The sequence below is a fragment of the Shewanella electrica genome, assembly GCF_022321485.1.
In the GTDB taxonomy this organism is placed as follows: Bacteria; Pseudomonadota; Gammaproteobacteria; order Enterobacterales; family Shewanellaceae; genus Shewanella; species Shewanella electrica.
Window position 1 is genome coordinate 135,298 of record NZ_JAKOGG010000009.1, and the last position, 8,688, is coordinate 143,985.

9 protein-coding genes are annotated in these 8,688 nt (G+C 49.0%); 4 read left to right on the top strand and 5 right to left on the bottom strand.

Translation table 11 applies throughout. The features are described from left to right. Positions 1–29: 29 nt before the first annotated feature. Together nudE and cysQ are read left to right on the top strand one after the other, a co-directional pair. Positions 30–581, top strand: a complete 552-nt coding sequence (nudE, locus tag L9G74_RS13575) for an ADP compounds hydrolase NudE (RefSeq protein WP_238896950.1) — start codon at positions 30–32, stop codon at positions 579–581. Positions 582–646: 65 nt separating this feature from the next. Further along, positions 647–1,459, top strand: coding sequence for a 3'(2'),5'-bisphosphate nucleotidase CysQ (gene cysQ, locus L9G74_RS13580; protein WP_238896951.1), 813 nt, complete (start codon positions 647–649; stop codon positions 1,457–1,459). On the opposite strand, the gene mnmH is transcribed toward cysQ, so the two are convergent. The 3 genes from mnmH to L9G74_RS13595 all read right to left on the bottom strand — a co-directional run bounded on the left by mnmH (position 1,445) and on the right by L9G74_RS13595 (position 4,827). Next, positions 1,445–2,575, bottom strand: a complete 1,131-nt coding sequence (gene mnmH, locus L9G74_RS13585) for a tRNA 2-selenouridine(34) synthase MnmH (RefSeq protein WP_238896952.1) — start codon at positions 2,573–2,575, stop codon at positions 1,445–1,447. The two genes, cysQ and mnmH, sit on opposite strands and share 15 nt — an antisense overlap. Further along, entirely contained in the window at positions 2,576–3,619 is a 1,044-nt protein-coding gene (gene selD / locus L9G74_RS13590) for a selenide, water dikinase SelD (protein WP_238896953.1), read from the bottom strand. A 101-nt stretch (positions 3,620–3,720) separates the two neighbouring features. Continuing rightward, on the bottom strand, positions 3,721–4,827 hold the full coding sequence (locus L9G74_RS13595; protein WP_238896954.1) for an acyl-CoA desaturase: 1,107 nt from the start codon (positions 4,825–4,827) through the stop codon (positions 3,721–3,723). Between the two features lie 142 nt (positions 4,828–4,969). Here L9G74_RS13595 and fabR point away from each other — a divergent pair, with 142 nt between their 5' ends. Then, on the top strand, positions 4,970–5,611 hold the full coding sequence (gene fabR, locus L9G74_RS13600) for an HTH-type transcriptional repressor FabR (protein WP_238896955.1): 642 nt from the start codon (positions 4,970–4,972) through the stop codon (positions 5,609–5,611). Between the two features lie 27 nt (positions 5,612–5,638). Here the strand turns inward: fabR and trmA are convergent, their stop codons facing one another. Further along, on the bottom strand, positions 5,639–6,742 hold the full coding sequence (gene trmA / locus L9G74_RS13605) for a tRNA (uridine(54)-C5)-methyltransferase TrmA (RefSeq protein WP_238896956.1): 1,104 nt from the start codon (positions 6,740–6,742) through the stop codon (positions 5,639–5,641). A 187-nt stretch (positions 6,743–6,929) separates the two neighbouring features. On the opposite strand from trmA, the gene murI reads away from it, so the two are divergent. Beyond that, on the top strand, positions 6,930–7,736 hold the full coding sequence (gene murI / locus L9G74_RS13610; RefSeq protein WP_238896957.1) for a glutamate racemase: 807 nt from the start codon (positions 6,930–6,932) through the stop codon (positions 7,734–7,736). A gap of 15 nt (positions 7,737–7,751) precedes the next feature. On the opposite strand, the gene L9G74_RS13615 is transcribed toward murI, so the two are convergent. After that, positions 7,752–8,189, bottom strand: coding sequence for an RNA recognition motif domain-containing protein (locus L9G74_RS13615; protein WP_238896958.1), 438 nt, complete (start codon positions 8,187–8,189; stop codon positions 7,752–7,754). Positions 8,190–8,688 lie beyond the last annotated feature (499 nt).

Genomic DNA, 8,688 nt, shown 5'->3' on the forward strand with positions numbered 1-8,688 from the left:
ATTTTTCAGCTTGCCTATTCGAGGACGCAATGCATAAGCGGCAACAAAAGCCTGATATTTTGCACCGCGAGGTCGTGGCCAAAAGTCGGTTATTTCAAATCGAACAAGTGCACTTACGTTTTGCTAACCAGCAAGAGCGGGTTTATGAACGGATGAAAGGCCATAACCGCGGCGCGGTGATGGTAGTGCCAGTGCTTAACGACCAGTTGTTGCTCGGCAGCGAATATGCCGCAGGCACTGATAACTATGAGCTGGGCTTTCCCAAAGGGTTGATTGACCCTGGCGAAACGGCGCTGGAAGCGGCCAACCGCGAATTGCAGGAAGAGATTGGTTACGGCAGCCGTAAACTGACACATTTGAAAGAGTTAAGTTTGGCGCCGGGCTATTTTGCCAGCAAGATGCAGATTTTCCTTGCTGAAGAACTCTATGAAAGCCGACTGGAAGGTGATGAACCTGAGCCGATCCAACTGGTGAGCTGGGAGTTATCCCGCTGGCAGGAACTGCTGGGTGAGCCTGACTTTTCCGAATCGCGCAGCGTGAGCGCCTTGTTTTTGGCCATGAAACAACTCACACTTAATTAATCGTTTGCTGACACCACAGGCTCAGAGCCAATGACTGGTGATATGACCGGGAGACTGGAGTATTTATGAATCCAGAAGCGTTGTTAGATCAAGTTGTTTCCATCGCCGCCAGTGCGGGACAAGTGATTAGGGAGATCTACCAACAAGGCAGTTTTGAACGTGAAATCAAAGCCGATGATACTCCAGTGACTTCTGCCGATATGGCATCGCACGAGCTGATTGTCTCCAAGCTACAAGCCTTAACCCCTGATATTCCCGTCCTGTCTGAAGAAGACGCCGACATTCCGTTAGCCGAGCGGCAACAATGGTCACGCTATTGGCTGGTGGATCCGCTGGACGGTACCGGCGAGTTTATTGCCGGCAGCGGTGATTTCTCAGTGATCATTGCCTTAGTGGATAACCATCGCCCAGTGATGGGCGTCGTTTATGTGCCGATGACCGAAGTGTGTTACTTCGCGATGGCGGGCCATGGCGCCTTTAAAAAAGCCCAAGGTGCGGTGAAGCAGATCCACAGCAAACAACTGCACAACATCAACAATCATCCGCTGCGCATTGCCGTAAGCCGTCGGCAAGATCCGCAAAAAGTGCTGGGCTTATTTCACGACGCCAGTCAGTGCGAGTTGGTGGTGCTCGGTGGTGCGGCGTTAAAGAGCTGCCTGGTAGCCGAAGGACAAGCGGATTGTTATGTGCGGGTTGGCCCAACCGGTGAGTGGGATACCGGCGCGGCACAAATCATTATTGAAGAAGCCGGCGGCGAACTGTGCGATATAACCTTGCAACCGCTCAGTTATAACCGCCGAGAAACGCTGATCAACCCAGACTTTATCGTAATGGGCGCACCAGCGTTACCGTGGCAGCAAATATTAAACGCCAGATGAGCAGCTTGGCTGTATTAAACGGCGCTGATCGAGCCATTGATTCAGCGCCGTTTGATCGCCGCTAAATAAGATCCGCGCCGCTTTTTTACTGAGTTGATATTGGTACATCGGGTCGTAGTACTTGGTCAGCAACTCACTGATCCACAACAGATGCCCATCAGTATTATTACGTTGTATTTGCTCTTCTAAGGCTTGGTCGATAAGCAGCAGTAACTCATCGGCATTTTTATGGCCGAGTCGTTTACGAATCGCATTAATACTCTGCTGTAGATAGCCACGTAGGCTGTCCATTCCCAGCTGTTCACCATCCCGCGCAATAAAACTTTGCAGCATCTGCTCCACATATTCGCGCCGCAACCGTAGTAGCCGCTGCTCAAAGCTGGTTTCCAATACGATCACCGGTGCGTGTTGCATGGCAAAGAAGAAGGTTTGCGGCAGCGCATTGCGGCCGATCAGATAACTTTCATCCTCTAACAGCAAGGTATGACTACCAGCATGCTGCAGTTTCAGTAAGGCCACTGCCAGTTGGTTTTCAAAGTTAATCTGCGTTGGCTGAGGGGAGGTCTTTCTACCAAAGCTAGAACCGCGGTGATTAGCAATGCCTTCCAAATCTACCGCTTCACTGCGTTGCTTGAGGAAATCCGTTTTGCCGGAACCGGTAATCCCAGACAGCATCAGCAGTGATTGCGTTTGCGGTGTTTGCTCAATGGTGCCAATCAGGTATTGGCGCAGCGCTTTGTAGCCGCCTTCAATGTATGTGGCAGCCAGTCCCGCGTCCTTTAGCCATTGTTGGGTGATTTGCGAACGTTGACCGCCTCGAAAGCAGTAAATTAATGCATGCGGCTGCTGCGCAAAAAAGCTCAACCAAGCGTCTACGCGTTGTTGCTTGGTGGCGCCGTTGACCAATTGATGCCCTAAGGCCACCGCTGCAGCCGAGCCTTGCTGCTTATAACAAGTCCCCACTAACTCACGTTCGCGGTCAGTCATCAACGGCAGATTATGGCTGCACGGAAACGCGCCCTTGTTGAATTCAATTGGGGCGCGTAGGTCGACCAGTGGACGGTCACTGACAAACAGCGAACGATATTCGCTGGCCGGTAGCGTAGGATTTGGCATTTACAGCACAATCCACTCTGCTTGACTAGCGTCGCGTGCTTGCAGCTCGCCAATCGCCACTGGTGCAATGTCCGCTTGTTGAAGCAATTCAACCAAGGCGGCTTCACTCTCTGGGGCGACCGCAATCATCAAACCACCGCTGGTTTGTGGATCGCACAGCAGCGCCTTTTGTTCATCAGTCAGTGGCGGTAGATGTTCACCATAACTGTCAAAGTTGCGATGTGTGCCTCCCGGTACACAACCCAGTGCCAAATAATCATAGGCCTTGGGCAGCAGTGGCAGTTTGTTTACGTCAATGTTGGCGGTCAAGTTGGCGCCTTGGCACATCTCCAACAAGTGGCCTGCCAAACCAAAGCCGGTGACGTCGGTCATTGCATGCACGCCCGCCAGCTTAGCCACTTCAAAACCGACTTTATTCAGTTGGCACATGGCGTTAGGGGCGATGAGCGCATCTTCATCTGCCAGTTTCTTTTGCTTTTGTGCGGTGGTGAGAATACCGATACCAAGCGGTTTGGTGAGATACAGCTTATCGCCCGCTTTGGCAGTGTCGTTCTGCTTGAGATTCGTCAGTGCCACTGTGCCAGTCACGGCTAAACCAAAGATCGGTTCTGGCGCATCAATACTGTGGCCGCCTGCCAGCATAATGCCCGCATCGGCACAGGCTTGGCGACCGCCATCAACCACTTGCTGCGCGACTTCTGGGGGCAGTTTGCTAACAGGCCAGCCCAAAATGGCAATGCCCATAATCGGTTTTCCGCCCATGGCATAGATATCACTGATAGCATTGGTCGCAGCGATACGGCCAAAGGTGAATGGGTCATCGACGATTGGCATGAAGAAGTCGGTGGTGCTGATAATGCCGGTGTTATCGTCGAGTTTGTACACGGCGGCATCGTCGCGGCTCTTGTTGCCTACCAATAGATTGTCATCAACAAATTCGGGTAATTGCGACGCTAAAATCGTGGTCAGTACTTTAGGGGAAATTTTACAACCGCAACCAGCGCCATGGCTGTATTCGGTTAGCTTGATAGGATCTTGAGACATAAAAAATGGGTCCTGAAGCTATAACAGAACCCATGATCATAAACCGATTACATCGCACCACAAGGTGGCGCCGTCATGTTATGGAATATTAATTTAGCGAATTATGCAATATGTGCCGTATATTGCTGCCAGCGTCTTAGTTGTTGGTAAAACGCTTGGCGTAGTTGCGCGGCTTGAGCATGCAGATCTTGCTCTTTGAGCTGGTGACCTTTGGCTTCCAGCAAAGCCTTTTTCGCTAAGTAGTAATCGGTCAGATGTTGTTTTAACAGCTCATATTCGTGTTGCAGTTGCGCCAGCATTTGCTCTGCGTTGGGCAAACGTGACAACTTATGCTGGGTGTGTTTCAGCTGCATCTGTAATTTTGCTGTTTCAATTTTTTCATCTGGCACTTGGCGCAAATCCGTGGCCAGTTTGACCCATGACAGGGCTTTGATCAGCCACTTAGTTGGGTCGTAGTGCCACCAACGGATACCGTTGCGATAGTCATGCTCAAAGATATGGTGGAAATTATGGTAGCCTTCACCGTAGGTGAGCACCGCCAAAATGCCATTATCGCGGGCCGTGTTACGGTCGGTATAAGGTTGCGAACCCCACACGTGCGCCAGTGAGTTAATGAAGAAAGTACAGTGATGCACAATCACCAAACGCAGCAAACCAGCTAGCAGTACCATCGACAATACATCACCATTGAACCAACCTAACAAGGCGGGCAAGCCGATGTTCATCAGCAAGGCTAACCATAAGTAGTTGCGGTGCTGCCACATCACAATGCGGTCGTTTTGTAGATCGCGGGCGTTTTGGTAATCGTTATAACGCTCTGGCTGATATTCGCGTAGCATCCAACCAATATGACTAAACCAGAAACCCTTGTTCGCTGAATAAGGGTCTTTATCGTTCACATCTACGTGTTTGTGATGCACACGATGGTCCGATGCCCAATGTAAGGCACTGTTTTGAAACGCCAGTGCGCCGCCCAGTGCATAGGCAAACCTAACAATAGGGTGGGCTTTATACGCTTTATGGGACCAAAGACGGTGATAGCCACCAGTAATTGACATCCCAGAGGCAAACACCAATACAATAAATGTCAGCCATTCAACGCCATCAAATCCATTGACTACGCCGTGCCATGGTACCCAAACTAGGGCGCCAACAAGAGTAACTGTGAAGAAAATGACATTAAGCCAGAGAATTCGCGGTTTGTTCATAAATCTACTTCCAAACATACTTAAGCTTACAAGTGTAAGCTAAAAAGGAGTAAAAGCCTAATCACAGCTTAGTAGGTTTACACTTTGTTTATTGCCGAAAGTCGGTATTATTTCGCTAATTGATTAATCATAAGGAAAAAACATGGGCGTAAGAGCACAGCAAAAAGAGAAAACACGTCGCGCGTTAGTGGATGCTGCTTTTAATCAGCTCAGTGCCGAACGTAGTTTTTCCAGTCTGAGCCTACGTGAAGTTGCCCGTGAGGCGAATATCGCGCCAACCTCATTCTATCGCCACTTCAAGGATATGAATGAGCTGGGTATGACCATGGTTGACGAAGGCGGTTTGGCGCTGCGGCAGATGATGCGTAAAGGTCGGCAACGCGCTGATGCGGGGGGCAGTGTTATCCGTATTTCGGTCGAAACCTTTATGGAAGTATTGGACTCCAACCCCAACGTATTCCGCATTCTATTGCATGAACGTTCAGGTACGTCGGCGCCATTCCGTGCTGCAGTAGAGCGTGAGATTGACCATTTTATCTCTGAGCTGGCGCACTTTATTGAAGAAAGTGCCAACCGTAATATTGAACTGGCGCGGGTACAGGCAGAAGCGTTAGTGATTTTGGTGTTTAACGCCGGTGCGGCGGCATTAGATATGAAACGGGCGGATCGTAAAGTATTGGCGGAACGTTTGATCACCCAGTTACGCATGGTGGTTAAAGGGGCCGATGCATTGCAGCAACGGTTGGATAATGTTGAACACCATCGTCCCCATATTCATGCTTGATGTGATACGCAGTGTGAACAGCCGACCTTAGGTCGGCTTTTTGGTTAACAGCACGCCAGCTTCCACGTGCTCTGTGTAGGGGAACTGATCAAACATAGCAAAACGCGCAATTTGGTGAGTCTTGCTTAACTGTTCTAAGTTCTCTGCCAAGGTCGCTGGGTTACAGGAGATATAAAGGATGTGCTCATACTCCTGCACCATCGCCAAGGTGGCTTGATCTAATCCCGCGCGTGGTGGGTCAACAAAAATGGTGTTGCACTGATAGCTAGCAAGGTCGATATCGCCCAAACGTTTGAAGTCACGCTTGCCGGTTAACGCATCGCTAAAGTCTTCGGCAGACATGCGGATAACTTGCAGGTTGTTAATCTCATTAACGGCGATGTTGTACTGTGCTGATTCAACCGATGGCTTAGCTAACTCAGTCGCCAGCACTTTATTGAAGTTCTGCGCCAGTGCGATAGAGAAGTTCCCGTTACCGCAATACAGCTCCAACAGATCGCCTTCGCTATTGTTGGTGCAATCTAACGCCCATTCCAACATCTTTTCGGCCACTTTGGCATTCGGCTGGGTAAAGCTGTTTTCTACTTGCTGGTATTTATACTGGCGGCCGTTAACCGTGAGTTGTTCCACCACAAATTCACGGTCGAGTACAAATTTCTGTTTACGGGCGCGGCCGATAATATCCACTTTGAATTGCGCGGATAGGCGTTGTTTTAATGCTGCCGCCTCAGCTTGCCACTCTTCATTCAATTGGCGGTGATACAGCAGGGATACTAAGATCTCGCCAGACAGCGTCGATAAAAAGTCCACTTGAAACAAGCGATGGCGCAACGTTGGATTGGGTTTAAGTTCTTCAACCAAGGCGGCCATCATCTGGTTGATCAACGTGCTGGCTGGTAGAAACTGATCGCAACGCTGTACCGCTTTCAACTCTTGGTCAAATACGCAGTAATACAGGTCATCACCGTCATGCCAAACACGGAACTCAGCACGCATACGGTAATTGGCTGGCTCGGATGCAAACACCTCCAACTCAGGCGCAGAAAAACGGCTAAAGGCAGCGGTCAGTGCCTGCTGTTTCTCGGCTAATTGCTGTGGATACTGAGTAGGATCCATCGACGATAATTTCATGAAGGTGTTCTCCAGCGCTAAAACGGGCGCAAATAGTAAACATATCGTTGCTGTAGCTCAAGCAAAGTGGCAAATTGATGCGCGGCATTTTGCAGTTTCATCACTGCTATGAAAAAATAGCCCGTCCTATCGCGCAAGCCACTCAATACAAAACAGTGGTTGTTATCAGTTCATGCAGAGGTTGAGTGTGTCACGGTCAATATTAGTGTTTGACTCAGGTGTCGGCGGCTTGTCGATCCTGACAGAAATGCAAAAGCTGTTACCTCAACATCACTATCATTATCTATTTGATCACGCGCGCTTGCCCTACGGTGAGTTGGATGAACAAGTATTGATTGATGGCTGTGTCGCATTGATTGTACCCGTTGCCCAACAGATCCAAGCGGATATTGTGGTGATTGCCTGCAATAGTGCCAGCACCTTGGTGCTCCCGGCGCTACGTGCCATGTTAGCTATTCCGGTGGTGGGCGTCGTGCCCGCGATTAAACCTGCCGCGCAACTGTCGCGCAGTAAACATATTGGCTTATTGGCAACGCCGGGGACGATCAAACGGCACTATACACATCAGCTTATTGCCGAATATGCCAGTGATTGCCACGTTGAACTGTTCGGCAGTTCTGAACTGGTCATGATCGCAGAACAAAAATGTGCTGGCTTGCCGGTGTCGCAGCAGCAACTTGCACAACTATTAGGACCGGTGAGTCAAACGACTATAGATGTATTGGTATTAGGCTGTACTCATTTTCCGATGTTGAAAGAGGAGATTGCCAGCGTGTTAGGCCATGGTGTGACTTTACTTGATTCTGGCGAAGCGATCGCCCGACGGGTACAACAGTTGCTCGCTGACAACACTCATAGTTGCGACATCAATATTGAACGTGGCGCTGATGCTTATTACACCGGCACTATTACTGAGGGGCTCAAGCAGTTGTTAGTGAGTAAAGGGTTTAATGCAATAAAAAAGCTGACCGCGAACGGTCAGCTTGATATATAGATAAAGCAGCTACTATTACTTTTCAGCTTCAGTATCTTGTGACTTAGCTTCACGAACTTTCAAAGTACGTTCTTGGAAAGTTGCATCATTCAACTTCGCTAACGCTTGTTGAGCTCCACCTTCACTTATCTCTACAAAACCGAAACCTTTACGACGGCCAGTCTTGCGATCGCGAACCAAGCGCACCGAATTGACCGCGCCAAACTGCTCAAACAAGGTTTTCACTTCTGCTTCGTTGGCACGATAAGGCAAGTTACCTACATATAGTGTTGTCATCGGGCCGACAGCCTCGTCAGAAGCACTCGCATTGCTTGGACTGACAATAAACACTAACGCAGCTAACAAAGTACCAAGGATAAAAGCAACGTAACTTGGCAGTGACGGTACTAAGAAGAAAATAGCTAACGCACCTACCACCGCCACTAGGGCGACAAACAGCAAAGATTTTTGCATAAACACAGGATCTCAAAAAATAACTAATTGGCAATATAGTTTTAACAACCGCAGCTATGGTAATGAATTATTTAGCTTTAAACCAGTGCTATGCTGAAAAAATGAACTTAAATGATATTTCCGTCCAAAAAATGGTTAATTTTTTGCCAAAAATCGCATAAATCTCGGCAAAATGCTGCGAAAAACAGCGCCATGAGCAAAAGATCGGCAAGCGATCTTTTTTCTTTAAAAAAGGGGTTGCGGAGTTTTTTAAGGTCCCTATAATGCGCACCCACTGACACGGCAAAGCGCGAAAGCAAAGGTCGTTGAGGTGGTGATGAGGTGACTCATCACACGGCGGAAAATAAGTTTGAAATCAAGCTTGACGCCGAATCAGGGAAGTGTAGAATACGCAGCCCTGACCTGAAGCGAAGACGCTCAGGATGCTCTTTAACAAGTTATCAAGCAATCTGTGTGGGCACTCTCAAAGTGGTATATCGACAAACGATTTATCGACTTT